Raw genomic sequence first — 24814 nt, 5'->3', positions numbered from 1 at the left:
AAATTAATCATAAAAAAACGCCTCAAATTATTGAGGCGTTTTCACTAAATATATTATGTAAGAATTATGCTTCTAAAACTTCTTGAACTTTATCTGCAGCTTCTTGAAATTCTGTAGCAGAAATAATTTCCATTCCAGAATTATCTATTAATTCTTTTGCTTCTTTAGCATTTGTACCTTGTAATCTACAAATAATTGGTACAGTAATTTTGTCTCCCATACTTTTGTATGCATCAACAACACCTTGTGCAACTCTATCACAACGTACAATACCACCAAAGATATTAACTAAAATTGCTTTTACATTGCTATCTTTTAAGATAATACCAAAAGCTTTTTCTACACGTTCTGCATCTGCAGTACCACCAACATCTAAAAAGTTAGCAGGTTCACCACCAGATTCTTTAATTAAATCCATAGTTCCCATTGCTAAACCAGCTCCGTTTACCATACAACCAACATTTCCGTCTAAATCTACATAGTTTAAACCTGCAGCTTTAGCTTCTACCTCAATTGGGTTTTCTTCACGTAAATCGCGCATTGCTGCATAATCTTTATGTCTGAATAATGCATTTTCATCTAAAGAAACTTTAGCATCAACTGCCATAATTTTAGAATCAGATGTTTTTAAAACCGGATTGATTTCAAACATTGCAGAATCAGATTTAATATATGCTGTATATAAAGCACTAACAAATTTTGTCATTTCTTTAAAAGCAACTCCAGATAAACCTAAGTTAAAAGCTACTTTTCTAGCTTGAAAAGGCATTAAACCTAATAAAGGGTCTATTTCTTCAGTAAAAATTAAATGTGGAGTTTCTTCAGCAACAGTTTCAATATCCATTCCACCTTCTGTAGAATACATAATCATATTTTTACCAGAAGCTCTGTTTAATAAAACTGACATATAATACTCATCTGGTTCAGAATCTCCAGGATAATATACGTCCTCGCAAATTAAAACTTGATTTACTAATTTTCCTTCAGCAGATGTTTGAGGTGTAATTAACATCATTCCTAAAATATCATCAGAAATACTTTTAACTTCGTCTAAATTTTTAGCCAATTTAACACCACCACCTTTTCCACGACCACCTGCGTGTACTTGCGCTTTTACAACGTGCCAACCTGTACCAGTTTCTTCAGTTAGTTTTTTTGCAGCAGCTACAGCTTCTTCAGGAGTACTTGCAACAATTCCTCTTTGAATCCTAACTCCAAAACTATTTAATATTTCTTTTCCTTGATATTCGTGTAAGTTCATCCTATTAATGTTTTAAAACGGAAACAAAAATACAAATTCAGATGTTATTTCACACATTCTTTTAAATAAAAAAAAAACAAAAAAAGTTCTTAAGTTTCTTTAAGAAAATTTTAACAATCCGTTTTTGTAACATTTCTAAAATGCGGGTGTCTTTATAATAGCTAACATAATTTTATGAAATGTTTTTAACGTAGTTAAACACTTTTATACAATGTTAAAAAAACAACCAACCTAAATCTTATGCTTAAAAGAATTTTATTATTCCAATTAGTTTTTTTGTGTACATTTCAAATATCTGCACAAATTAATAAAAATCGAAAAAGAGTTACAACAACAAGAATTACGAAGGCACCAAAAATAGATGCTAATTTAAATGATGATGCTTGGAAAAAAGCTGAAATATTAACAAACTTTGTTATTTTTAAACCAGATAACGGTAAACTTGTTTCATCAGAATATCAAACTTTTGTTAAAGTTGTTTACGATGATAATGCCGTTTATATTTCTGCTAAAATGTTAGATCCAGATCCAGAAAACATCCCCAGAGAATTTTCTGTTAGAGATAATTTTAGCATTGCAGATTTCTTTTTAGTTACCATTAACCCAAACGATGATGGACAAAATCCGTTTGAATTTATTGTGCAAAGCACAGGAAATCAAGTAGACGCAAAAATATCTAACGGAAATGAAGATTTTAATTGGAGTGCTGTTTGGGAAAGTGCCGCAAAAATTACAGATAAAGGTTGGAATGTTGAAATAAAACTACCTTATAGAGCTATTCGCTTTGCAAACAGACCTATACAATCTTGGGGTTTTAATTTTCATAGAAGATTAGAAAAATTAAATGCACAACATACTTGGACAGATATTGACAACTCTGTAGGAAATTGGACACAATACGATGGTTTAATTGAAGGTTTTAATAACATAACACCACCAACAAGATTAAATTTATATCCATATGCTTCTGCAACATCAGTTTCTTTTGATGGAAAAACTGACTTTGATTATAGTGTTGGTATGGATTTAAAATATGGTTTGACAGATAATTTTACATTAGACGCTACTTTAATACCAGATTTTAGTCAAGTTGGTTTTGATAATGTTGAATTAAACTTAGGGCCTTTTGAACAGCAGTTTTCTGAACAAAGACAATTTTTTACTGAAGGAACAGAACTTTTTAACAAAGGAAATTTATTTTATTCAAGAAGAATTGGTGGCTCACCAATAGATCAATTTAACGTTTCATCTAACTTAATTAATAACGCCAATTTTAATGTAAACGGAAGAAAAGTTAACGAAGAGATTATAAACTACCCAAGAAAAGTTAACATGCTAAATGCTGTAAAAATATCTGGAAGAACAAAAAGTGGTTTAGGAATTGGATTTTTTAACGCGATTACAGAAAATACAGAAGCAACTATAAGAACCACAACACAGCAAATAAATAATGGAGTTACAACAGAAACCGTAACAACTAGAAAAGAAGTAACAAACCCTTTTTCTAACTACAACATAATGGTTTTAGACCAACAATTTAACCAGAACTCTACTGTTACCTTAATTAACACCAATGTTACTAGAAACGGTAGTTTTAGAGATGCAAATGTTACAGCTTTAGATTGGCATATAGAGACAAAGAATAGTAAATACAACACAGACGGTTCTGTTAAAATGAGCAACATCTCAGACGATGTAAACAACCCAAATACAGGCTATACTTTTGATAATAGTTTTGGTTACAACTCTGGTCATTGGAATTGGGAAGTTGGCTACAACTTCGAAAACAAAGATTTTAACCCTAATGATTTGGGTATTTTATTTAGCAATAACCAACAAACTATTTATGGTAGTGCAGGTTGGCGAACATTACAACCATCTAAAGAATTTAATAGTTTTAGTTTCAATTTCTACAATCAAGCTAGTTTTCAACATTTATCTGGTATTTACACAGGTTATGATGCTGGCCTTAATATGAATGCTCAAACAAAAGACCGTTTTAGTTTTGGCGGTAATTTAAATTACGGATCTGAAAACAGAGATTATTTCGAACCAAGACAAGGAACTACAAGCGGTGTTTATTTCTTAAGACCTCAATCTATAAATATGAGTGGATACATTTCTACAAACTCACAAAAAAAATTAGAAGTAAATGCAAACGCCTATTTAACAGAATACAATAATCACCCTCAAGAAAGTTATGGTTTTAGTATAAGCCCTCGTTACAGATTTACAAATCAGTTTTCGTTAAAATATTCGGTAAATTACAATAGAACTAATAACGACCAAGGTTATGTAGATGAAAACGTTAGTAATATTATTTTTGGCCAAAGAGATAGAAAAAGTTACACAAACACCATTTCTGGTAAATATAATTTTAGCACAAATTCTTCATTGTCTTTAAGTTTTAGACATTATTGGAGTGATGTTGCTTACAATGGTTATTTAAATTTAGAAACTGATGGATCTTTGTCTAAGAACACAAATTACACTACAAATGATTTAAATTTTAATAGCTGGAATTTAGATTTAAATTATTTCTGGCAATTTGCTCCTGGAAGTCAATTAATAGTCTTTTACAGAAATTCTATCTTTGATGCGAACAATAATTCTGGTTTAAATTTTTATGACAATCTAGATAATTTATTTAAACAACCCAATCAACATACATTTTCTGTAAGGTTCGTATATTTTATAGACTACAATACTATAAAAAATATTTTTTAATGTTTTTTATGAATTGATTTATGGTTTGAATTTGAAATCAGAAGCACATTTATGTGTTTCTGATTTCTTTTTTATACATTCGTTTCTAAATTAGAGATAGCATGATTGTTGGTAAAAATATTCACAAATATTATGGTGATGTAGAAGTTTTAAAAGGTGTAGATTTACATGTTAAAAAAGGAGAAATTGTAGCTATTGTTGGTCCTTCTGGAGCAGGAAAAACAACTCTTCTTCAAATCTTAGGAACTTTAGACAAACCACAAACATCGCACGAGTTCGAACTTTTTTTAAATAATATTTCTCTTAAAAACCTATCTGACAAAGAATTATCTTCATTCAGAAATAATCATATTGGTTTTATTTTCCAATTTCATCAATTATTACCAGAATTTACAGCATTAGAAAATGTTTGTATTCCTGCTTTTATTGGAAAAAAACAAAAAAAAGAAACTGAAGAAAGAGCAAAAGAAATTTTAGATTTCTTAGGGTTATCTCACAGAATAAATCACAAACCTAATGAACTTTCTGGCGGAGAACAACAACGTGTTGCAGTTGCTAGGGCGTTAATTAACAATCCTTCTGTAATTTTAGCAGATGAACCAAGTGGTAATTTAGACAGTGAATCTGCTAAAAATCTACATGAATTATTTTTTAAACTTCGTGATGAGTTTGGGCAAACCTTTGTTTTAATAACACATAATGAAGAATTAGCAGAAATGGCAGACAGAAAGTTAACCATGAAAGATGGTAAAATTATTTAAACTGTAACAAATAGAGGTTTTATACAACTAATGTATAAACTTACTCAATGAAAGAAACTTTTCTAAACTTAGTATCATATTTAAAAAACCCTGTACTTGTAAAAGATACAAACACAGATTTAAACTACCGTTTTAAGATATTTTTTCAAATTCTTATAATTAGTATTTTAACAGGTCTTATTATTACTCCTATTTTTGCACTTATAGATGAAATGGGGTTGGTAAATATGGACAATCATAAGGTAGAAGAAATGTTTAAGGATATGGGAATTCTAAAAATGATGCTACTAGGCGCCATTATAGTTCCTGCAATAGAAGAATTAATTTTTAGAGGACCAATTACTGCTTTTAAGAGTGCTAAATCGTTTAAAATAGGGTTTTACGTCTTTGCTTTAATATTTGGTTATGTTCATATTTCAAATTTTGATTCAACTATAAACGTTATCTTATTATCACCTATACTTGTTTTACCACAAATACTTTTAGGAGGCTATTTTGGATATATTAGAGTCCGTTTTGGTTTGCAATGGTCTATATTATTACATGGTTCTTATAACGGAACCTTAATTTTACTTGGTTTTTTATTCGAATAAATATTATGAAGAAATCTGAACTTAAAGAATTTTTAGACGAAAAAGTAGTTTTATACAACAACCCTAAATTTATTGAGTCAGATCCTATACAAATACCGCATTTATTTTCAAAAAAAGAAGACATTGAAATTGCTGGTTTTTTAGCAGCAATTATTTCTTGGGGAAACAGAACCATGATTATTAGAAATGCTTCTAAAATGATGGAATTATTAGACAATTCTCCTCATGATTTTATATTAAATCATCAAGAGAATGATTTAAAAAGTTTAGAAGGTTTTGTTCACAGAACTTTTAATTATATCGACTTACAGCAGTTTATAAAATCGCTGCAACATATCTATTTAAATCACGGTGGATTAGAAAATGTACTCTCTATAAAAGATAATTCTAAGACTTACCAAACAGCAATTAATAACTTTAAAACGTTATTTCTTGAAATTGAACATCAACAAAGAACTCAAAAACACATCTCAGATCCTCTAAAAAATTCTGCTGCAAAACGCATAAATATGTTCTTACGTTGGATGGTTAGAAACGATAAAACAGGTGTAGATTTTGGGCTATGGAAAACACATAACCCTGCTAATTTATCATGCCCTTTAGACGTGCATTCGGGTAACGTTGCAAGAAAATTAAAGCTACTTATTAGAAAACAAAATGACTGGAAAGCAGTTTCTGAATTAGATAAAAATCTTAGAAACTTAGACAAAAAAGATCCTGTAAAATATGATTTTGCACTCTTTGGATTAGGCGTTTTCGAAAAGTTTTAAATAGAAATTAACAAGTGTTTCTAAATCCCTTTTTTTGTAATAAATTTATACTTTCATAAAATGAATAATTACAACTAAATGCAATTTAAAAATCCTGAAGTTTTATACTTTTTAGCACTACTAATTATACCTATAATAGTACATCTTTTTCAGCTACAAAAGTTTGTTAAAATACCATTTACTAATGTTTCTTTTTTACAAAAACTTCAGCAAGAAACTCGTAAAAGTTCTCGCATAAAAAAATGGTTAATATTGGCTACAAGACTACTATTATTTATCGCGATACTTCTTGCATTTTCACAACCTTATTTCAGCAATAAAAACATTAATAAAAAGCAACATAACTTCATCTATTTAGACAACTCATTAAGCACAAGTAGTAAAGGAGAAAAAGGGAATTTATTAAAAGTTGCTACACAAGAAATTATAGAAAACACAGATTCTAAAAATGGATACTCTTTACTAACAAATACAGATTTCTACAAAGACATTAGCAAGGATGAATTAAAAAATGTACTTTTAAAATTAGAAAAATCACCTATAAGTTTAGATTTAGAGACCGTTTTATTAAAAATAAACCAAGAAAACAAAAAGAAAACAAACACTTTAAATAAAACAATATTAATATCTGATTTTCAGACCACTTACAAAAAGGAGTTTACAAATGTAACACCTGCTTTTTCGGTAATAAAACTAGACACTAGTAAGAAAACAAACATTTCTATTGACAGTGTTTTTATTAACAATAAAAACAACAACAACTTTACTGTAAATGTAATTGTAAAAAACCAAGGCGATAAAAAAGACAACGTACCAATTGCTATTTTTAATGGAGACAACTTAATTAGCAAACAATCCTTCCCCATCGACAAAGACACCGAAAAAATAATTAATTTCACTATTAAAAACACAACAAACTTCTTAGGAAAATTAGAGTTAACCTCTAGCGATACTTTCTTGTTTGACAACCGTTATTATTTCACCCTAAACAACAATGCAAAAACTTGTATTTTAGCTATTGGAAAGAACAGTAATTTCTTATCAAAAATATACACAAAAGAAGATTTCAATTTCACTAGTACTTCGTTACAGAATGTAAATTATAACGCTATTCAAAATCAACAATTAATTATATTAAATGAGCTAGAATCTATACCAGAAATCTTATTAAAAAGTTTGATAAATTTTTCTAAAAACAACGGAAGTATTGTAATTATTCCGAATGAAAAAATAGATATTTCTTCTTACAACAACTTTTTAAGAAACTTAAATTTAAGTGAAATTCAACCTCAAAGAGAAGACACTTTAAAAATTACAACAATTAATTACAAGCATCCTATTTTTAAAAATGTGTTCTCTAAAAAAGTAACAAATTTTCAATATCCAACTGTACACAACTACTACCCTATTTTAGCAAATACTTCTAAAATAATTTCGTTTGAAAACAATACTTCTTTTATTAGTCAATTAGCAAATAACAATGTTTATTATGTAGCTAGTGCATTAAATAAAAAGAACAGTAATTTTTTAAATTCACCATTAATTGTACCTGTATTTTACAACTTTGGTAAGATGAGTTTTCAATATCCCAAATTAGCCTATCGCATAAATGAAGAAAGTAAAATAGAAATAGAAACCAAAATTGGAAAAGATGAAATTTTAACAATTTCGAATGAAAACAATTCTTTTATACCCGTGCAACAAACTTACCAAAACAAGGTAATAATTAGCACAAAAGAACAACCATTACAAGCTGGTTTTTACAAAGTTTTAAAAGAAGATATTAAAGTTAAAGATATTGCTTTTAATTACCCAAAAGAAGAAAGTTTATTAAATTTCATAGACTTAAATACTCTAAAAGAACACCATAAAAACATTACAATTTCTTCTTCTATAAAAGAAGTTTTTAATGAAATTAATAAAAATAATGAAGTTCATTGGCTTTGGAAATGGTTTTTAGCCTTGGCAATTGTATCTTTGTTATTAGAAATTTTGATTTTAAAATTCTATAAACCATGATTACTCTTATAAAATCGGCAACGATTATAGACTCTTCAAGTCCTTACCATCATCAAAAAAAAGACATTTTAATTAAAGAAGGTATTATCAAACAAATAGATGATACAATTCCGTCGAAAAAAGAATACACTATTGTATCAAAAGAAAACTTACATGTTTCTTGCGGATGGTTCGATACCAGTGTCTCTTTTGGCGAACCTGGTTACGAAGAACGAGAAACAATTAAAAACGGATTGCAGGTTGCTGCAAAAAGTGGTTTTACAGCAGTTGCAGTAAACGCTAATTCTAACCCAGTAATAGACAATAAAGCTGCTGTAGAATTTTTAATACATAAAGGAAGTGGTTTTGCAACAAAACTATATCCTATTGCTGCTTTAACTACTCAAAGCAAAGGAATAGACATGGCAGAATTATATGACATGCAACAATCTGGCGCGATTGCTTTTGGAGATTACAAAAAACCAATTGATAATGATAATTTGATGAAAGTCTCTTTATTGTATGCTCAAAATTTTGATGGTTTGGTCTTAAGTTTTCCTAAAAACAAAGCAATTGCAGGTGAAGGAATTGCACATGAAGGTATTAACAGTACAAAGCTAGGGTTAAAAGGGATTCCTGCATTGGCAGAAGAATTACAAATAGCTAGAGACTTGTTTTTATTAGAATATACTGGAGGCAAACTACATATTCCAACAATTTCTACCGTAAAATCTATAGAGCTTATTAAAGAAGCTAAAAAGAAAAGTTTACAAGTTACCTGTAGTGTTTCTGCACATCATTTAACATTAACAGATAATGAACTACATGAGTTCGACAGCAACTATAAAACAAACCCACCATTAAGAACAACTGCAGACTGCAAAGCATTACAAAAAGGTGTAAAATCTGGCGTTATTGATATAATAACATCTGATCATAATCCTATTGATATTGAACATAAAAAAGTAGAGTTTAGTGAAGCAAAAAACGGAACTACTGGTTTAGAGAGTCTATTTGGTGCTGTAAATTCGGTTTTAGACTTAGAAAATTTCATAGAAAACATTACATCAAAACCAAGGAAAATATTTGGTTTAGAAACGGTTTCTATTTCAGAAGGAAAAACAGCTAATATTTCACTATTTAATCCTGAAGAAAAATATATTTTCACAAAAAAAGATATTTTATCTACTTCAAAAAACAGTGCTTTTATCAATAAAAAAATGAAAGGAAAAGTATATGGTATCTTTTCTAATAATCAACTTATATTAAATTAATAATTACATGGAAAATTACACAGTAAAAGAAGGAAAAACAACAGCTATCATTAGTCATTTATGGATAATTGGTTTACTTATCGCCTTTTTTATGAACAACAGTAAAAAGAACACATTTGCAAGTTTTTACATAAGACAAATGATTGGTTTAAATCTAATTCAGGCATTAAACGGATGGGTTATTTATAAGTTTCTAGGCACAACAGCTGGTGCAATAGTTGGTATTATTGTGTTTGTATTATGGGTTATTTCTCTAATTGGTGCATTTAAAGGTGAGGAAAAGTTAGTCCCTATTGTTGGTGAACAATTTCAAGAATGGTTTAAAAACGTTTAATTAAGATTTTATTTAGAATGAGTGATTTACATTACATCGTTAGGGAACCTAAAGTTACTACAGAAAAACCGCCTTTATTAATTTTATTGCATGGTTATGGCAGTAATGAAGAAGATTTATTTTCTTTCGCAGAAGAATTACCAGACAATTTACTAATTGTAAGTGCACAAGCACCTCTTTCTATGGGGTTTGGTGCCTATGCTTGGTATTCTATTAATTTTGATGATAAAAACGGAAAGTTTTCAGACTTAAAAGAAGCTAAAGAATCTATTGATAAAATTGCTATTTTTATTGATGAAATAAAAGAAAAATACAACACAGATACAGAGAAAACATTTTTATTAGGCTTTAGTCAAGGTGCTATATTAAGTTATTCTTTAAGTTTTTTCTACCCAAATAAAACACAACATGTAATTGCTTTAAGCGGCTACATAAATACAGAATTACTACCAGAGCATATTTCAAAAGACATTAAAACAAATTATTACTGTTCTCATGGCTCTGTAGACCAAGTATTACCAGTAGAATGGGCAAGAAACTCGAAACCTTTTTTAGATAAACTAGGTTTTAGCAATGTCTATTCTGAATATAATGTTGGCCATGGTGTTGCACCACAAAACTTTTACAGCTTTAAAAGCTGGATTGAAGAACGTTTGTAACTGCTTATATAGACAAATAACAGAAACTTAAAATATACATTATGAATAACAACAAATTAATAGAAAATTTTTATAATTCTTTTTCAAGTGGAGATGTAAAAGGAATGATAGCGTGTTATCATAAAAACGTAATATTTAAAGACCCTGTTTTTGGAACATTAAAAGGAGAAAAAGCTATAAAAATGTGGGAAATGTTGTTATCTAAAAGAACTAAAACCACTAAGATAAGCTTTAGTAATATTACAGCTACTGAAGACAAAGGTTCTGCTAACTGGAAAGCTGAATATCTTTACGGAGAAAAAAAGCGAAAAGTGATTAATAATGTTACCGCTAACTTTAAGTTTGAAGATGGTAAAATTATTGAGCATATAGATACCTTCAATTTATGGAAATGGACGCAACAAGCCATTGGAACTGCAGGTTATTTAATTGGATGGACTCCTTTTATGAAGAATAAAATTCAGAATACCACAAAAGAGCAATTAGAAAATTTTATGAATACGTAAACTATTAGAAGATATTTTAAAAAAGACAATAAAGTGTTGTTACAATAATTCCTTTAGAATTATTTAAAACCAAAGACGCTAATACTTTTTCTTCTTTTACTTTTAAATTAAACGGCGGCATTAATAAATTAATTCCGCTCTGTTTTTTTAACCTTATTCCTTGGCCTGAAATAATATCTTTATTTGGTACAAATTGCCCTAAAGGCAAATGTTCTGTTAAGATTACATATTTAAAATCTCTTAACTTAGCTATTACCTCTAAAACTTCTACATTAGACAAATGTTGCAATACCTGCCTCACCAAGGCACAGTCTGCAACAGGTAAAATATCTTTAGCAATATCTAAACAAAGGAATTCTAAATTTTCTTCTTTGAATTTTTCTTTATTAAAAGCAATAAGGTTTGCCACAATATCTACTGCAATATAATTTTTAGAATGTGCAACCAACTCCTTACCTACATTAAAATCTCCACAGCCTAAATCGCAAACAGAAATTCTACTCTTAAAAGAATTTAAAAATGAAACTACAGCCGTAATATAAGGTGTTATAATTTCAGTTTGATGAGATCCAGATCCTGAATAAAAACTAGAATTATTATCTCCCCAAAGTTTCATTTCATAAACCTGCTCCATCGCTTCTTTTGTTGGCCATGGTTTCTTATTTTTTATAGGTTTTGCCTTTTTTATCATAATATAGAAAGCCTAATTACTTGTTTTTTAATACTCAGAACTTAAGCCTTAACAAATTTACAGAAATTCCTGTTTTTAAATCAAAAATCAACAAAAAACATACTTTCTTTTAAACTATCTTTGCATTAAAAATAATACATGCATTTTACTGATTTTCCTTTTAACAAATCAATCTTAAAAGCCGTTGCTGAAGAGAGATTTCAAACACCTACTTTAGTACAAGAAAAAGCGATTCCTTTAGTTTTAGAAAAAAAGAACGTTATTGTTTCTGCGCAAACTGGTACAGGAAAAACAGCCGCTTTTGCATTACCAATTATTCAGTTATTGTTCGATGAACAAGATACAGAAAAAGGTGAGAAAAAGATAAAGTCTTTAATTGTTACACCAACACGAGAATTAGCTATACAGATATTAGAAAACATTAAAAGCTTTAGTAAGTACTCTAATTTAAGAGCAACTGCTGTTTTTGGTGGTGTTTCTTTAGAACCACAAAAAGAAATACTAGCAAAAGGTGTAGACATTTTAGTTGCAACTCCTGGTAGATTAATCGACTTGCAAATGCAAGGAAATATAGACTTAAGCGCTGTAGAAATCTTTGTTTTAGATGAAGCAGATTTAATGCTAGATATGGGATTTATAGTCGACATAAAAAAAATAGAAGCTTTATGCCCTAAGAAAAAGCAAACTTTACTTTTTTCTGCGACAATGCCAGAAAAAATAGTTGACTTAGCTAAAAAAGTAATAAAAAGCCCTGTTGTTGTAGAAATAAACCCAGAAGAAACTACTGCAAAAAACATTGGTCAGTTATTGTACTATCTTCCAAAAAAGAATAAAACAGATTTATGTTTAAATTTATTGAGAAATACCATTAACGGGAAAATCATCATTTTTAGACGCACAAAATTTGGTGTAGATAAATTAGAAGAATCTTTAACTAAAAACGGCTACAAAGTAGCTAGTATTCATGGTGATAAAACACAAAGCTTAAGAAATAAAGCTATTGAAGATTTTAAAGATAAAAAAGCGCATATTTTAATTGCAACAGATGTTGCTTCTCGTGGAATAGATATTACAAATGTAGATGCCATTATTAATTTTGACATTCCTAATGTTCCAGAAACATACATTCACAGAATTGGTAGAACTGGTAGAGCAGGTAAATCTGGAATTGCATTTTCTTTCTGTTCACCTGATGAAAATGCTTATATAAAATTAATTGAAACTTTAATAGAAAGACCAATTAAGGTTATAATTGATCATTCTTATGTTATTAATAAACAAAAAAAATTACAACCAAATACAGTTAGTAAAAATAAAAAAGGTAGAAAATCTGAAGCTTCTAAAAAGAAAAAGAAACGCTGGTATTAAAAATAAAGTTTAGTTTTCTTTTAATTTTTAACAAAAGAAAAAGAATATGTTTAGACATCAGGGGAAAAGTAGAACCCTAAAACACAACCTAAGAATTGCAACAGTTTTGTCTTTTGTTGCAGGAACTGTAAATGTTACAGGTTTTTTATCTTTCAACCAATTAACAACAAATGTAACTGGTCATTTCGCTTTATTTATTAGCGATGTGGCCAATTTTGAGTTTTGGAAAGGAACTATTTACCTTCTTTATATCTTCTCTTTTCTATTCGGTTCTTTTCTGTCAAGTTTTTTAATTGAAAAATTTAAAAGAAAAGAGAAACTAAATATTTTTGTTTTACCCACAATAATAGAATCTATAATTCTAATATCGATTGCTACTATAAGTAATCTTACAGATATAAAATATCCTAATATAATTATTTGTTTATTACTTTTAGCTATGGGTATGCAGAATTCTTATGTCACAAAAATTTCAAATACAATTGTAAGAACAACACATTTAACAGGTCTCTTCACGGATTTAGGAATTGAACTTTCTCAATTATTTTTCAATGAATCTTACCCCAACAGAACAAAAATAAAATCTACTATAAAATTAAGAATCTATATAATATGTTTCTTTTTTCTTGGAGGAATAACAGGTGGAATACTTTACTCTAGCTTTGGCTTAAAACTAAATACACTTATTTTAGGAGCAATAATTTTACTAACGAGCTTATTTTATGACAGCTTTAGGTATGAGTTAATAAAATTTAATAGAAAAAGAAAACTTTTATAAAGCTGCAGTTATTTTCTCTACAAACTCCACTGCTGTGTAAGGTTTACCAATTACATCTTTAAAACCAATACCTTTATATCGTTTTAAATCTTCTGGAGTTGTATTTGCGGTTAATGCCAAAAAAGGAATATTTGTGTTTTCTTTTTTGAAATCGTTTGTTAATTTTACCAATTTTTCACCAGTAATATTCGGCATGTAAATATCTAATAAAACAATATCAAACACTTCTGTTTTTAACATATTTAAAGCTTCTAAACCATCTTTAGCTTGCGTAAGAATTGCATTTTCTTTCTTTAATATATGAGCTACAATAGTTTGGTTTAATGCATCATCATCTGCCACTAAAATTCTTTTTCCTTTTATTTTTTTTGAAGTGAAACCGGCTTCTTTTTCAATACGATTACTTTTAGGTGTATTTACTTTTAAAAACGGAATTTCTACGTTAAAAACAGTTCCTATATTTAGCTCACTTTCTACAGAGATTGAACCATTCATTGCTTTTAATAATCTTTTCACTATTGATAAACCCAAGCCTGCACCTCCAAAAAAACGATAATCACTTTCGTTATTTTGTTGATATTCTTCAAAAATAGTTTCTGCTTGTTGGTTTGTCATTCCTTTGCCAGAATCTGATATCGCAAAAGAAAGATTTACAAATTCTTTACCCTCAGAAACTAGTTTTACTTTTAGGCAAACAATTCCTTTTTCTGTAAATTTTAAAGCATTAGACAGTAAGTTAGATAGTATTTGATTTACTCTTACATCATCTGCTAAAACTAATTCTGGTATATTTTTTGCAAATTCTAATTCTAATACAACTTCTTTATTTTTATTCTGATCTTTATAATTTCTAATAGCATTTTTAGATACTAGCTTAATATCTACAGCAGAATTAACCAATTCAAATTTACCTGCTTCAATTCTAGACAAATCTAAAATATCATTTACAATCACCTTTAAATTTTTCCCAGAATTTAATAATAGTCTAGAGTATTCCTTAACATTCTTATTAATTTTTTCTTCAGAAATCATTTCAGAATATCCTAAAATAACATTTAAAGGGTTTCTAATTTCATGGCTCATCATTGCTAAAAAACGAGACTTTTCTTCATTTGCTTTGTCTGCAATTTTTCGTAGTTTGTCTAATTCTATATTCTTTTCAGCAAGTTCTCTTTTAACAAAGAAAATATCATTTCTGTTCTGGTTTAATTGATCTACGTATTTATAAACACTAGTTCTATCATGAATTAATGTGGTAACATTGTCTTCACTTTTAAACAATTCTATATCTATATTATACTCTATAGAATTTGAAACAATAACCATTCCTTCTAATAAAAATGGAGTAGAAACTTCTAAAGCCTCTAAAGTACCTTCTAAAAAAGGACAAACATTATAAATAGATTCTTGGAGATTAAATTCTTTTCTAACAAAATTTCCCGCAGTAATGTCTATAATTACACCAGAGAAACTGGTGGTAATTTGTATAAAAACATCTTCTATTTTTGCAGGTATCAATGTTATATTATTTTATTGCTTGAGATGCTAATTGTAAAAATGCACTTTCTACATTTTCATCTTCTTTAGCACTTGTTATTAAATCAATTTTTACAGAAATAGTTTCTATAACAGTTTCTAATTCTTCTTTGGTTAGTAAATCTTTTTTATTACCAACAATAGTAATATCCTTTAAACCAGATAAATGCCTAATACTTTCTAGATAATTATCTATTGTTAAATAAGTTTCTTCTCTACTTAAATCAAAGACAAACATAGCTGCACTTGCTCCTAAAAAATACGCTTTTGGTATTTTTTCATCTCCACTAGTACCAGCAACATCCCAAATTAATAATTTTATTTCTTTATTTTCATAAAGCACCACCTTAGAGCTAACTCTTACACCAATAGTACTTATATAATCTTCGGAAAATTGGTTAAGTACAAATCTTCTAATTAATGAAGTTTTTCCAACACCAAAATTCCCTACTAATAAAACTTTTTTAGCTATCATATATAAAAATCTTTAATTAAGTTCATCTGTATTAATTAAAATTTCTTGTATAAGTTTACTTAATTTTTTTTCTTCTGAAAGGTAAGTTCTATCTCTTAAAATAATTTCAGCTAGATTATTTATTTTATCTAATAAAACTTCTTTAAAGTCGGAATTAATTACACCAGATATTGCAGTTGCAATATATATTGTTTTAAAGTTTTGTATTGATAATTGGAAAGTTTCAAACTTAATATCTTCTAGATTTTGCCCTTCTTTAGAAAAAGCATCCTCTGCGAAAGATTTAATGGCAGTTAACATTCCAGAAACCATGTCTTTTTCAGCAATATTTCCTCTAGAATAATTACCAGCAAGCAGACCAGAATCTTTTTCTATTACAAAAACTTCTTCTATTGTTGGTTCGAAAACTTCTTCTAAAATAAGATTTGCATTATTTTTTCTACCGTTAAAAAAACGTTTTAAAATTTGTGAAATAGAAAACTTCTCTTTAATAGTTTTATTAATACTCTCTGATAATTTGGCTATTTCTACGACAATAAATTTCTTAACTAATTTCCCCATAATGGGGTATAAAGCTTCTACTACTTCATCTTGAGATTCTCTAATTTGAACTTTTATAGTCTCCGTTATTGTTTTTCCAAAATCTGTTGGAAAATTTTCACGTAAATTTTCAAGTTTTAAATCTATTAGAGGGTTTACTGTTTCAGATATTTTTCTTTTATCAATAATATCTTTACTTAGAGCAGTAAATTTTTCTCTATCATCTTCTAATAAAAGTTCTTTAAGTAACTCAAAACGATTGTCATTTTTACTATCTCTAATTGGCTTTCCCATTTATTCTTGTAACATCAATGCAATTTTTTCTAAAGCTTTTCCTAATTTTTTTCTGTCGGTTTTTTCATCATCTAATTCTGCAATTTTCTTATCTAAATCGTCATTTAAATCTTGAATTTTATGATCCATTAAACTCTCTAAATCAGCTAATTTACTTTCTAAAATACTAACAGAATCTCCTAATCCTTTTTGTGTTGCATTTTGTAAAGCTGTTATTCTATTGAAAACATCTTCAAATTCTGAATTATATTGCTGAATATTTTCACCAAAGATTAAGTCTCTAACTGCTGCAATTCTACTATCTACTACTGGATTAGTTTCTGCTGCTTGGTTTGTTTCTGACTTTTTTTCCATCTATTCTTTATATTGAGTTAATTACGGGGGAATATTGTTAAATTATAAAGGCAAATAATCTAAAGATTAAAGCCATATTAACAAATATACATTAAAATATAATTATTAAAAACCTAAGCTTCAATTTTTAAGCCATCAAAGGCTAAAAAAACATTTTTAGGTAACTTTTTAGACACTTCTTTATGAAAACCTAACTTATGACTTATGTGTGTAAAATAAGTTTTTTTAGGTTTAATTTCTTTAACAAAAGCTAATGCTTCTTCTAAATTGAAATGAGTAGGATGAGTTTCTACTCTTAATGCATTTACAATTAAAACATCTAAATTTTTTAACTTTGCTTTCTCTTCTAAACTAATAGATTTTACGTCTGTTAGATACGCTATATCTTGAATTCTATATCCTAAAATTGGTAATTTTCCATGCATTACATCTATAGGAGTTACTCTTAAATCATCAATAAAAAAAGAAGTTTTTTCTACTACATTTGGCTGTACACTTGGCGCTCCTGGATACCTGTTTTCTTTTGAAAAAATATATTGAAAACGTTGCTCTAAACTAGCCAACGTTTTTTTATCTAAATAAATAGGCATCTCTCCTATTTTATAACAAAAAGGGCGTAAATCGTCTAAACCAGCGGTATGGTCTGCGTGTTCATGTGTAAATAAAACACCATTTACTAATTGTACGTTTTCTCGCAACATCTGTTGCCTAAAATCTGGTCCGCAATCTATAACGTACGTTTTATCATCCCAAGAAATTAAAACAGAAGAACGTAAACGTTTGTCTTTTAAATCTGTAGATAAACAAACAGGATCATTACTAGCAATCATTGGAATACCTTGTGAGGTACCAGTTCCTAAAAAAGTAATTCTTAACAGTTTTTTCTCAATATTCATTAAAACAAAAATAAGATAAAAATTGACTGATAGCACACTAATTCATTACATTTGTTAGAACGTTAAAATCGATTTATGGCAATTTCTTTAAAAGGAGATCAAGAAATAAGTAGTGTACCAACTACTAAGAGTAAAGCACTTAGAATTAATTTAAACTCAGATATTTACGGAACTTTTGCCGAAATTGGCGCAGGACAAGAAACTGCTCGTAATTTTTTTAGATCTGGTGCTGCTTCTGGTACAATTGCAAAGGCAATGAGTGCTTATGATAAAGATTTCTCAGATGCCATTTATGGTATTGAAGAAGACAAACGTTATGTTACACAACCACGTCTTAAAAAAATGTTGCGTCACGAAATCGATTTAATGGAAGATCGATTAAGTAGAACTAAACATCCTGATAAATTATTTTTTAGTTACGCAAACACAGTAACTACTATAGATTTCGCAAAGAAATTTAAAGGTCATGGTTGGGTTGGTATTCGTTTTCAATTAGATCCTTTAGAAGATTATAATGAAATTATCTTACACCTTCGTTTTAAAGAAACAGACGCTCGTTTGCAACAAGAAACATTAGGTATATTAGGTGTAAACTTAATTTATGGTGCATTTTATTTAAATGACAACCCTAAAGAGTTGGTAAAATCTTTTTACCACAACTTAAGTAGCGACCATTTAGAAATTGATATGATTAATTTCTCTGGACCTCGTTTTATGTATGTAGACAATCGTTTAATGAGTTTACAATTACTTAAAAATGGAATGACAAATGCAGTAATGTTTGGGCCTGATGGAAATAACCTGTTACCTGCACAAGTTTTATATAAAAAGAACATTTTAGCTTTACGTGGTAGTTTTAGACCTGTTACTAAAGTAAATATGGATATGTATGAAAAGTCTAAAAGACTTTTCTTAAAAGAAAATAAAGTAAAAGAAGAAAACACACAAGTTATCTTTGAAATTACATTAAGTAACCTTACTTCTGAAGGTAAGATTAATGAGCGAGATTTCTTAGACAGAGCAGAACTACTTTGTTCTCAAGGACAAAATGTAATGATTACCAGTTTTCAACAATACTTTAAATTGGTTGAATATTTTAGTGAGTTTACGAAAGAAAGAATGGGACTTGCAATGGGTGTTTATAACCTTATTCAAATTTTTGATGAGAAATATTACCGTAATTTAAGTGGTGGTATTTTAGAGGCTTTTGGTAAACTTTTCTACAGAGACTTAAAAGTATATATGTATCCTTACCATGATCAAGCGTCTGGAGAATACATTAATAGCGAAAACCTAAAAGTGCACCCAAGAATGAAAGAATTATATAAATTCTTTAAAAACAACGGTAGACTTATAAATATTGATGATTTTGATCCAGAAATTCTAGACATCTTCTCTAGAACTGTTTTAAAAATGATTAGAGAAGGAGAACAAGGTTGGGAAGAAATGCTACCAGAAGGTATTTCTGAAATTATAAAACAAAAACGTTTATTTGGGTATTCTAGATCTAGAATAAGTAAATAATTTAACTAGACATTAAACCTTTAGCAAAACAATTTGTCTAAATAAAAAAGTAGTAATTGACAGACGAAATTGTTTTAATAGAACAACTTATAAATGTTCAAACAAGAGAAAAAGCGTTCAGAGAATTAATTTCTCTATATAAAGAACGCTTGTATTGGCATATACGTAAAATTGTAATTTCACATGATGATACAGATGATGTCTTACAAAACACATTCATAAAAATTTATAGAAATATTAGCAAATTTAATCAAGAAAGTAAATTGTTTTCTTGGATGTATAGAATCGCTACAAATGAAGCTATTACTTTTATAAATAAACGTGCAAAAGAACGAAATGTAGATATTTCTGAAATGCATGACCAATTAGCTGCTACATTAGAAAGTGATATTTATTTTTCTGGTGATGAAATTCAATTAATTCTACAAAAAGCCATTGCTACTTTACCACAAAAACAACAATTGGTTTTTAATATGAAGTATTTTGATGAAATTAAGTATACTGAAATGTCTGAAATCTTAGAAACATCTGTTGGTGCATTGAAAGCCTCTTATTTTCATGCAGTTAAGAAAATAGAAAATTATATAAAAAATAAAACTGATTAAACCTTTTATAAATATTAAGGTCTAAATAATAAGATGGAAAATAAAATTAAAAATAGCGAAGATTACTTAAAATCTGTATTAGATAAAAATACTGGTTTTTCTGCACCTAAAAATTACTTTAGCGATACAGAAGATAAGTTTGCTTCTTTTCTTTTAGAAGATAAACTTCCAAAAGAAGATGGTTTTACAATGCCAGAAAATTATTTCGAACAATTAGAAAGTTCTATTACAGATAAAATAATACCTAAAAAGGAAGTAAAAGTTATTTCTTTTAAAACTAAATTCTTAAAATATATTCCTGTTGCAGCTGCAGCTTCTTTGGCTTTATTTTTAAGTATTAACTATTTTAACCCTTTAAATAACGATGTAAGCTTTGACAGTTTAGCACAGTCTGACATAGAAAACTGGATTATTGAAAATTCTAACGAATTATCTGATGATGACTTTGCTGCATTATTACAAACAGAGATTACAAGTGAAAATGATTTTGCTTTAACAGATTTAAACAATGATGATATAGAAGAATATATTATCGACTCTGAGAACACTTCTTTATTTAATGAAAATTATTAACATGAAAAAATATACAATAATACTAACACTCGTTCTTACTACTTTACAGTCTTTTGGGCAACATAACAAGGAGAGTAGAGAAAAGATTATGGCTTTAAAAGTTGCCTTTCTTACACAAGAATTAAAACTTAGTTCTAGTGAAGCTGAGAAATTTTGGCCAATTTATAACAAACACGAAGAACAAATAGATCTTTTAAGAAACAAAGGAAGGTTAGAGTTTAAAAAGAAAATTAAAGAAGTTGGCGATTTAGCTAAACTAGAAGAATCTGATGCAAAGAAACTTGTATTATTAAAATTAGATTTAGAAGAAAAAATGGTTGAAGAGAAAGTAGATTTCAATACCAAAATATCTAAATTTCTACCTTATAAAAAAATTATGAAGCTTCATCTTTCTGAACGAGAATTTTCTAGAAAATTAATGAGAAAGTACGGAAAAGGGAAAAAAACTAAAGAATAACAACATTATTAGTTAAAATAAAAAAAGAGGCCATTGGCCTCTTTTTTTATTTTATTTTATCAAAGTCATACAAATTAATAACTCTGGTTTATTTGCTGTAAAACTTCTTAACCAAATTGTTAACTCATCTACTTCATAAGGTAACAAACTTTCTAAACCCTTTTTTAATTCTTTACAAAACAATTCTGAATTAAAACTAACCTTCTTTAATACAGTCTTCGTGTATTCGAACATTGCTCTAGCCATATTTTTTAAGTATTTAATAATTATAACGTACACAACGATGTGTTTATTACAATTACTCAAATTTAACAAAAAAAACCATCAACTGTAAGTTGATGGTAGTTAAAAAAATGTTTAAAAAATGTTAAGATTTAAATCTTATTAATTTTAGCAACTAATTCATTCGCTTTAGTTTCTAAATCAGCACTTACTTGTCTGTAGTGTGCTTTTTTATCTTCAACACCTTTTGTGTTAATTCTTGCTATTAAAGCGTCAAAAGTATTTATAGTTTCATCTATAATTGCTTCAACTTCTTTATTATCTCCTTTAACATCAACTTTATCAGAAACGAATCCAATAATATCTCCTAAAGTGTAATTAATATCTTTTTTTAAGTTTTTTATGCTAGCCATAATATATTTTAATTTTAAAGGTGCAAAGTTAGCTTTTTTATTTAAATGAGCGTTATAAGTTCTTTGATATTTCTTAACGTCTTATAATCTAATTCTTTTTGTTCTTCTAAAGACACTTCTTCATGAACCCAAGTGGTATGAAATGGAATATGAATTGCCGCTGAACCTATCTTTAACAAAGGCAATACATCTGATTTTAAAGAATTACCAATCATTAAAAATTCAGACGGTTTAATGTCTAAATGTTTTACTAATTTTAAATAATCTTTCTCTTTTTTATCACTCATTACTTCTATATGATGAAAATAATGCAATAAATTAGATTTTTCTAGCTTCCTTTCTTGATCTAATAAATCTCCTTTAGTAGCTACAATTAACTTGTACTTACCTTGTAAACTTTGTAATACCTCTTCTACTCCGCTTATTAATTCTATTGGTTGCTTTAGCATTGCTTTACCAATATTTAATATTTTTTCTATAGTTTCTTGTGGTAAATTGTAATTAGAGAGTTCTAAGGCAGATTCTATCATAGATAAAGTAAAACCTTTAATTCCGTAACCATAAATAGCTAAATTTTTGATTTCAGTTTTAAATAACTCTTGGTCTATTTTATTTTTAGTTTCATACTTAGATAGTAATTCTGCAAAAACTACCTCTGCGTCTCTAAAATAGGTTTCATTTACCCATAAAGTATCATCTGCATCGAAAGCTATTACTTTTATATCTTTAAACATTCTTATAAGTTTAAATATTTTTTTGCTTTTTCTAAATCTTCTGGCGTATCAATACCAACAGCTTCTATAGAAGTTTCTACCATTTTAATTTTTTTACCAATTTCTTGATATCTAATTGCTTCTATTTTTTCTGAAGCTTCTAGAGGTGTCATTGGCGTTTTATAGAAATCTAACAATGCTTGTTTTCTAAATGCATAAACACCTTTATGTTTATAATATTTTACGTCAATATCTTTATCTCTATGAAACGGAATAACACTTCTAGAAAAATAGATTGCTAAATTATTTACATCTGTAATAACTTTTACATTATTGGGATTTTCTATGTCTTCTTTACTTGTTATTTGTACCTTTAACGAAGCTAAATCAATCTCTTTTTTATCATCTGCTTTAAAAACAGCTATTAACTTAGACAAAGAAACTTTATCTATAAAAGGTTCATCTCCTTGCACATTAATAACAATATCTGCATCTAAAAACGCTACTGCTTCTGCAATCCTATCAGAACCACATTCATGTTCCTTTATACTCATTATAACGTTTCCGCCAACATTCGAAATATTATCTCTAATAATTTCTGAATCTGTTACTACATATACCTCTGCAAACAAATTAGTATTTAAAGCAGCTTCATAAGTTCTTTGAATAACTGTTTTACCTCCTAAATCTTTCATTAATTTACCAGGAAAACGAGATGCACTGTAGCGTGCAGGAATCATTGCAATAATTTTCATAAATACATTATATAAGCATCAAAGATAATATTTAAATGGATAGCGTTAATCTTCACACTACAATTTTTATAATTTTGAGTGAACAAAAAAAACAAAAATTATGAGAAGTATTTTGTGGCTTGTAGCCGTAGTTTGTATTATTATTTGGGGATTAGGAATGTTGGGAATTGTACCAGGAATAGGAACCAACAGTTTAGTACATACATTATTAGTTATTGCAGTTATTGTTATTCTTTATAACATTATTTCTGGTAGAAAACCTTTATAATTCTTTTAAAAATATAAATTTAATTTACCATAATTATTCATTAACATAAAAACAAATAAAATGTCTACAGATAAAATTATTATAAAAAACGCATTATTAATTACTTTATTAATTGGTGGTTTTTTTCTGTTATGCAAATTGTTTGGTTTAGATGAAAACCCTTATTTAAGATTTTTAAACCTAGCATTTGTTTTATTCGGAATACACTTAGCAATTAAAGAAAGTGTCTTTAAAAATAAAGAAACAAAATATACTACAAATCTAGGAATTGGTATTAGAACATCTGCTTTAGCTGTTTTACTATCTATTATAGGTGTTGTGGTTTATATACAATTTATAAACCCAGATTTTCTAAACGTTATGAATAATTCTTTCTTAATTGGTGGAGATTTATCTTTACCCGAAATTATAATAACTTTAGTTATAGAAGGTATGGCTTCTTCCTTTATTGGTTCTTTTATTATGATGCAATTTTATAAAAATCACAATAAATAAAACTTATAGTAAATAAAAAATCTCCCAATTGGGAGCTTTTTTATTTACTATAAGTTTTATTTAATTTAATCTTTAAACTCTTCACTACTTAACAAAGCAAAGAATTTATCTATATTTGGTAAAATAACAATTCTTGTTCTTCTGTTTTTCGCTCTGTTAGCATCACTTGTATTTGGTAATAAAGGCATTGTATCTCCTCTACCAGATGCAATTAATCGGCTCCCATCAATATTAAATTTATCTTGTAAAAGTCTAACAATAGAGGTTGCTCTTTTCACACTTAGATCCCAATTATCTTGCACAGCAACATTACTAATAGTTCTAGAATCTGTATGCCCTTCAATCATAACATCTATACTAGGTTCAGATTCTATAATATCTGCTAATTTGGTAATTAATTCATAACCGCTTTTCTTAATTTTATAACTAGCCGTATTAAATAATAATTTATCTGAAACAGATATCATAACAACTGTTTGGTCTATATCTATACGTATATCTTCAGAGTTTTTAAATTCTGCTTTACCTAAAGTTTTTCGAACAATATTGTAAGAAATTGCTAAATTTATAGAATCTTTTAATGTTTTTGCTTGTGCTAATTTTTCAGGATCAATTTTAGATAATGTTTTGTTCATTAGTGCTCTTGCTTCATTAGACATTACAGCATTATTACCTACCATATCTAATTTTACCGCATTTTCTCTTTCTAAAGCAACATTGTCTCCTTTTAAAGAATTAATCTTATTATTATAAGTTGCAACTCTTTTATCAATTTTATCAAATTTTAGTTCCAATTTCTGTAAATTACCTCTTGCATCGACGTACTTGGTTTCTAGTTCTGCATATTTTTTTTTAGAAACACAAGATGACAATGATAAGGCTATAACTGCTATTGGGATAATTAATTTTCTCATAAATAATTTATTTAATAGTTATAAAGTGAAAACGCCAGAAACTACTTAATAGTATAAATA

29 protein-coding genes are annotated in these 24814 nt (G+C 28.1%); 17 read left to right on the top strand and 12 right to left on the bottom strand.

The window, feature by feature from the left end; all coding sequences use genetic code 11:
* Positions 1-64 precede the first annotated feature (64 nt).
* A complete protein-coding gene (gene sucC, locus SHK09_RS10245; protein WP_319810680.1) occupies positions 65-1261 on the bottom strand; it encodes an ADP-forming succinate--CoA ligase subunit beta in 1197 nt (398 codons plus the stop codon).
* A gap of 240 nt (positions 1262-1501) precedes the next feature.
* Here sucC and SHK09_RS10240 point away from each other — a divergent pair, with 240 nt between their 5' ends.
* From SHK09_RS10240 to SHK09_RS10200, 9 genes are all read left to right on the top strand, one after another.
* On the top strand, positions 1502-3988 hold the full coding sequence (locus tag SHK09_RS10240; RefSeq protein ID WP_319810679.1) for a DUF5916 domain-containing protein: 2487 nt from the start codon (positions 1502-1504) through the stop codon (positions 3986-3988).
* Between the two features lie 101 nt (positions 3989-4089).
* The gene (locus SHK09_RS10235) at positions 4090-4749 is read left to right on the top strand and encodes an ABC transporter ATP-binding protein (protein ID WP_319810678.1); all 660 of its coding nucleotides are present in this window, start codon (positions 4090-4092) and stop codon (positions 4747-4749) included.
* A 47-nt stretch (positions 4750-4796) separates the two neighbouring features.
* Complete coding sequence (locus tag SHK09_RS10230) at positions 4797-5342, top strand: CPBP family intramembrane glutamic endopeptidase (protein ID WP_319810677.1); 546 nt, start codon at positions 4797-4799, stop codon at positions 5340-5342.
* Positions 5343-5347: 5 nt separating this feature from the next.
* Positions 5348-6112: a TIGR02757 family protein gene (locus SHK09_RS10225; RefSeq protein WP_319810676.1), complete on the top strand. Its 765-nt coding sequence runs from the start codon at positions 5348-5350 to the stop codon at positions 6110-6112.
* Between the two features lie 78 nt (positions 6113-6190).
* Positions 6191-8131: a BatA domain-containing protein gene (locus SHK09_RS10220; protein ID WP_319810675.1), complete on the top strand. Its 1941-nt coding sequence runs from the start codon at positions 6191-6193 to the stop codon at positions 8129-8131.
* Positions 8128-9384, top strand: coding sequence for a dihydroorotase (locus SHK09_RS10215; protein WP_319810674.1), 1257 nt, complete (start codon positions 8128-8130; stop codon positions 9382-9384). Before SHK09_RS10220 ends, SHK09_RS10215 begins: the two co-directional genes overlap by 4 nt.
* A 7-nt stretch (positions 9385-9391) precedes the next feature.
* Entirely contained in the window at positions 9392-9718 is a 327-nt protein-coding gene (locus tag SHK09_RS10210; protein WP_319810673.1) for a hypothetical protein, read from the top strand.
* A gap of 17 nt (positions 9719-9735) precedes the next feature.
* On the top strand, positions 9736-10377 hold the full coding sequence (locus SHK09_RS10205) for an alpha/beta hydrolase (RefSeq protein WP_319810672.1): 642 nt from the start codon (positions 9736-9738) through the stop codon (positions 10375-10377).
* A gap of 41 nt (positions 10378-10418) precedes the next feature.
* Positions 10419-10883, top strand: coding sequence for a nuclear transport factor 2 family protein (locus SHK09_RS10200; protein ID WP_319810671.1), 465 nt, complete (start codon positions 10419-10421; stop codon positions 10881-10883).
* 16 nt (positions 10884-10899) lie between these two features.
* Here the strand turns inward: SHK09_RS10200 and SHK09_RS10195 are convergent, their stop codons facing one another.
* On the bottom strand, positions 10900-11574 hold the full coding sequence (locus SHK09_RS10195; RefSeq protein ID WP_319810670.1) for a class I SAM-dependent methyltransferase: 675 nt from the start codon (positions 11572-11574) through the stop codon (positions 10900-10902).
* Between the two features lie 138 nt (positions 11575-11712).
* On the opposite strand from SHK09_RS10195, the gene SHK09_RS10190 reads away from it, so the two are divergent.
* Together SHK09_RS10190 and SHK09_RS10185 are read left to right on the top strand one after the other, a co-directional pair.
* A complete protein-coding gene (locus tag SHK09_RS10190; protein ID WP_319810669.1) occupies positions 11713-12942 on the top strand; it encodes a DEAD/DEAH box helicase in 1230 nt (409 codons plus the stop codon).
* 46 nt (positions 12943-12988) lie between these two features.
* A complete protein-coding gene (locus tag SHK09_RS10185; RefSeq protein WP_319810668.1) occupies positions 12989-13720 on the top strand; it encodes a YoaK family protein in 732 nt (243 codons plus the stop codon).
* On the opposite strand, the gene SHK09_RS10180 is transcribed toward SHK09_RS10185, so the two are convergent.
* The 5 genes from SHK09_RS10180 to SHK09_RS10160 form a co-directional block, all read right to left on the bottom strand.
* Complete coding sequence (locus SHK09_RS10180; protein ID WP_319810667.1) at positions 13715-15238, bottom strand: hybrid sensor histidine kinase/response regulator; 1524 nt, start codon at positions 15236-15238, stop codon at positions 13715-13717. The genes SHK09_RS10185 and SHK09_RS10180 overlap by 6 nt on opposite strands.
* A gap of 7 nt (positions 15239-15245) precedes the next feature.
* Positions 15246-15731: a Rab family GTPase gene (locus SHK09_RS10175; protein WP_319810666.1), complete on the bottom strand. Its 486-nt coding sequence runs from the start codon at positions 15729-15731 to the stop codon at positions 15246-15248.
* A gap of 12 nt (positions 15732-15743) precedes the next feature.
* The gene (locus SHK09_RS10170) at positions 15744-16565 is read right to left on the bottom strand and encodes a cell envelope biogenesis protein OmpA (protein ID WP_319810665.1); all 822 of its coding nucleotides are present in this window, start codon (positions 16563-16565) and stop codon (positions 15744-15746) included.
* Positions 16566-16919 (bottom strand): hypothetical protein, encoded by a 354-nt coding sequence (locus SHK09_RS10165; protein WP_319810664.1) that lies wholly within the window; start codon positions 16917-16919, stop codon positions 16566-16568.
* Between the two features lie 113 nt (positions 16920-17032).
* On the bottom strand, positions 17033-17815 hold the full coding sequence (locus tag SHK09_RS10160; RefSeq protein ID WP_319810663.1) for an MBL fold metallo-hydrolase: 783 nt from the start codon (positions 17813-17815) through the stop codon (positions 17033-17035).
* A gap of 75 nt (positions 17816-17890) precedes the next feature.
* Here SHK09_RS10160 and SHK09_RS10155 point away from each other — a divergent pair, with 75 nt between their 5' ends.
* The 4 genes from SHK09_RS10155 to SHK09_RS10140 are packed head-to-tail and all read left to right on the top strand — an operon-like array spanning position 17891 to position 20974.
* A complete protein-coding gene (locus SHK09_RS10155) occupies positions 17891-19339 on the top strand; it encodes a TonB-dependent receptor (protein ID WP_319810662.1) in 1449 nt (482 codons plus the stop codon).
* 56 nt (positions 19340-19395) lie between these two features.
* Positions 19396-19944 (top strand): RNA polymerase sigma factor, encoded by a 549-nt coding sequence (locus SHK09_RS10150; protein ID WP_319810661.1) that lies wholly within the window; start codon positions 19396-19398, stop codon positions 19942-19944.
* 33 nt (positions 19945-19977) lie between these two features.
* Positions 19978-20517, top strand: a complete 540-nt coding sequence (locus SHK09_RS10145) for a hypothetical protein (RefSeq protein WP_319810660.1) — start codon at positions 19978-19980, stop codon at positions 20515-20517.
* Between the two features lies 1 nt (position 20518).
* Positions 20519-20974 (top strand): sensor of ECF-type sigma factor, encoded by a 456-nt coding sequence (locus SHK09_RS10140; protein WP_319810659.1) that lies wholly within the window; start codon positions 20519-20521, stop codon positions 20972-20974.
* A gap of 51 nt (positions 20975-21025) precedes the next feature.
* Here the strand turns inward: SHK09_RS10140 and SHK09_RS10135 are convergent, their stop codons facing one another.
* The 4 genes from SHK09_RS10135 to kdsB form a co-directional block, all read right to left on the bottom strand.
* Positions 21026-21220, bottom strand: coding sequence for a hypothetical protein (locus tag SHK09_RS10135; protein ID WP_319810658.1), 195 nt, complete (start codon positions 21218-21220; stop codon positions 21026-21028).
* Positions 21221-21348: 128 nt separating this feature from the next.
* Positions 21349-21609 carry a hypothetical protein gene (locus tag SHK09_RS10130; protein WP_319810657.1) on the bottom strand — a complete coding sequence of 87 codons (261 nt, stop codon included), beginning with the start codon at positions 21607-21609 and terminating at the stop codon, positions 21349-21351.
* A gap of 41 nt (positions 21610-21650) precedes the next feature.
* Complete coding sequence (locus SHK09_RS10125; RefSeq protein WP_319810656.1) at positions 21651-22343, bottom strand: HAD family hydrolase; 693 nt, start codon at positions 22341-22343, stop codon at positions 21651-21653.
* A 2-nt stretch (positions 22344-22345) separates the two neighbouring features.
* Positions 22346-23077 carry a 3-deoxy-manno-octulosonate cytidylyltransferase gene (gene kdsB, locus SHK09_RS10120; protein WP_319810655.1) on the bottom strand — a complete coding sequence of 244 codons (732 nt, stop codon included), beginning with the start codon at positions 23075-23077 and terminating at the stop codon, positions 22346-22348.
* Between the two features lie 100 nt (positions 23078-23177).
* On the opposite strand from kdsB, the gene SHK09_RS10115 reads away from it, so the two are divergent.
* Both SHK09_RS10115 and SHK09_RS10110 read left to right on the top strand, forming a co-directional pair.
* Complete coding sequence (locus SHK09_RS10115; protein ID WP_319810654.1) at positions 23178-23345, top strand: lmo0937 family membrane protein; 168 nt, start codon at positions 23178-23180, stop codon at positions 23343-23345.
* Positions 23346-23405: 60 nt separating this feature from the next.
* On the top strand, positions 23406-23840 hold the full coding sequence (locus tag SHK09_RS10110; RefSeq protein ID WP_319810653.1) for a hypothetical protein: 435 nt from the start codon (positions 23406-23408) through the stop codon (positions 23838-23840).
* Between the two features lie 65 nt (positions 23841-23905).
* Here the strand turns inward: SHK09_RS10110 and SHK09_RS10105 are convergent, their stop codons facing one another.
* Positions 23906-24754: an OmpA family protein gene (locus SHK09_RS10105; protein ID WP_319810652.1), complete on the bottom strand. Its 849-nt coding sequence runs from the start codon at positions 24752-24754 to the stop codon at positions 23906-23908.
* Positions 24755-24814 lie beyond the last annotated feature (60 nt).

The organism is Polaribacter sp. PL03, from assembly GCF_033875165.1.
Classification (GTDB): domain Bacteria; phylum Bacteroidota; class Bacteroidia; order Flavobacteriales; family Flavobacteriaceae; genus Polaribacter.
Note: the sequence above shows the minus strand (reverse complement) of the source record. Positions and strands in the feature narration are given on the sequence as shown.

Bases quoted from the DNA above. Each gene is read 5' to 3' on its own strand.
- SHK09_RS10140 (WP_319810659.1), top strand. From the start codon at position 20,519: ATGAAAAAATATACAATAATACTAACACTCGTTCTTACTACTTTACAG.
- SHK09_RS10165 (WP_319810664.1), bottom strand. From the start codon at position 16,919: ATGGAAAAAAAGTCAGAAACAAACCAAGCAGCAGAAACTAATCCAGTA.
- kdsB (WP_319810655.1), bottom strand. From the start codon at position 23,077: ATGAAAATTATTGCAATGATTCCTGCACGCTACAGTGCATCTCGTTTT.
- SHK09_RS10145 (WP_319810660.1), top strand. From the start codon at position 19,978: ATGGAAAATAAAATTAAAAATAGCGAAGATTACTTAAAATCTGTATTA.
- SHK09_RS10200 (WP_319810671.1), top strand. From the start codon at position 10,419: ATGAATAACAACAAATTAATAGAAAATTTTTATAATTCTTTTTCAAGT.
- SHK09_RS10130 (WP_319810657.1), bottom strand. From the start codon at position 21,609: ATGGCTAGCATAAAAAACTTAAAAAAAGATATTAATTACACTTTAGGA.
- SHK09_RS10160 (WP_319810663.1), bottom strand. From the start codon at position 17,815: ATGAATATTGAGAAAAAACTGTTAAGAATTACTTTTTTAGGAACTGGT.
- SHK09_RS10195 (WP_319810670.1), bottom strand. From the start codon at position 11,574: ATGATAAAAAAGGCAAAACCTATAAAAAATAAGAAACCATGGCCAACA.
- SHK09_RS10115 (WP_319810654.1), top strand. From the start codon at position 23,178: ATGAGAAGTATTTTGTGGCTTGTAGCCGTAGTTTGTATTATTATTTGG.
- SHK09_RS10185 (WP_319810668.1), top strand. From the start codon at position 12,989: ATGTTTAGACATCAGGGGAAAAGTAGAACCCTAAAACACAACCTAAGA.
- SHK09_RS10215 (WP_319810674.1), top strand. From the start codon at position 8,128: ATGATTACTCTTATAAAATCGGCAACGATTATAGACTCTTCAAGTCCT.
- SHK09_RS10230 (WP_319810677.1), top strand. From the start codon at position 4,797: ATGAAAGAAACTTTTCTAAACTTAGTATCATATTTAAAAAACCCTGTA.
- SHK09_RS10105 (WP_319810652.1), bottom strand. From the start codon at position 24,754: ATGAGAAAATTAATTATCCCAATAGCAGTTATAGCCTTATCATTGTCA.
- SHK09_RS10240 (WP_319810679.1), top strand. From the start codon at position 1,502: ATGCTTAAAAGAATTTTATTATTCCAATTAGTTTTTTTGTGTACATTT.
- SHK09_RS10235 (WP_319810678.1), top strand. From the start codon at position 4,090: ATGATTGTTGGTAAAAATATTCACAAATATTATGGTGATGTAGAAGTT.
- SHK09_RS10125 (WP_319810656.1), bottom strand. From the start codon at position 22,343: ATGTTTAAAGATATAAAAGTAATAGCTTTCGATGCAGATGATACTTTA.
- SHK09_RS10110 (WP_319810653.1), top strand. From the start codon at position 23,406: ATGTCTACAGATAAAATTATTATAAAAAACGCATTATTAATTACTTTA.
- SHK09_RS10175 (WP_319810666.1), bottom strand. From the start codon at position 15,731: ATGATAGCTAAAAAAGTTTTATTAGTAGGGAATTTTGGTGTTGGAAAA.
- sucC (WP_319810680.1), bottom strand. From the start codon at position 1,261: ATGAACTTACACGAATATCAAGGAAAAGAAATATTAAATAGTTTTGGA.
- SHK09_RS10205 (WP_319810672.1), top strand. From the start codon at position 9,736: ATGAGTGATTTACATTACATCGTTAGGGAACCTAAAGTTACTACAGAA.
- SHK09_RS10155 (WP_319810662.1), top strand. From the start codon at position 17,891: ATGGCAATTTCTTTAAAAGGAGATCAAGAAATAAGTAGTGTACCAACT.
- SHK09_RS10225 (WP_319810676.1), top strand. From the start codon at position 5,348: ATGAAGAAATCTGAACTTAAAGAATTTTTAGACGAAAAAGTAGTTTTA.
- SHK09_RS10220 (WP_319810675.1), top strand. From the start codon at position 6,191: ATGCAATTTAAAAATCCTGAAGTTTTATACTTTTTAGCACTACTAATT.
- SHK09_RS10190 (WP_319810669.1), top strand. From the start codon at position 11,713: ATGCATTTTACTGATTTTCCTTTTAACAAATCAATCTTAAAAGCCGTT.
- SHK09_RS10135 (WP_319810658.1), bottom strand. From the start codon at position 21,220: ATGGCTAGAGCAATGTTCGAATACACGAAGACTGTATTAAAGAAGGTT.
- SHK09_RS10210 (WP_319810673.1), top strand. From the start codon at position 9,392: ATGGAAAATTACACAGTAAAAGAAGGAAAAACAACAGCTATCATTAGT.
- SHK09_RS10170 (WP_319810665.1), bottom strand. From the start codon at position 16,565: ATGGGAAAGCCAATTAGAGATAGTAAAAATGACAATCGTTTTGAGTTA.